1 pseudogene is annotated in these 428 nt (G+C 64.3%); it reads right to left on the reverse strand.

Annotated features, from left to right (window positions below):
• Positions 1-68: 68 nt before the first annotated feature.
• Positions 69-428 (reverse strand): annotated as a pseudogene (locus GOARA_RS06570) (transposase); the annotation flags it as partial.

Consider the following 428-nt stretch of genomic DNA (forward strand, 5'->3'; position numbering starts at 1 on the left):
TGGGGTTGACCCCGTTCGGTGGACATCGGTTAAGCGGCCTTGCTGGTCGCCCTGGTAAGCATGCCCGCCTCGAAGTCGGCTGGAGCAACGTAGCCCAGCGAACTGTGTCGGCGCCTGCGATTGTAGACCGCGTCAATCCATCGGCTGACCGCCGCGACGGCCTCGATCCGGGTGCCGAAGGTGCGCCGCTGGTAGAACTCGGTCTTGAGCGTCGACCAGAAACTTTCCTGCTGAGCGTTATCCCAGCACACCCCGGTCCGCCCGACCGACAGGCGCACGTTCAGCTCACCGGTGACGGTATCGAGCTGCTCGGAGGTGTACTGACAGCCGCGATCCGCATGGAAGATTACGCCATCGACTGGCCCGGTCGCCGGGTCCCGGAAGGTGTGCGCATTGCGCAGCGCAGTCTCGACGACATCGGTATGCAA

The sequence above is a fragment of the Gordonia araii NBRC 100433 genome, assembly GCF_000241265.1.
Taxonomy (GTDB): Bacteria; Actinomycetota; Actinomycetes; order Mycobacteriales; family Mycobacteriaceae; genus Gordonia; species Gordonia araii.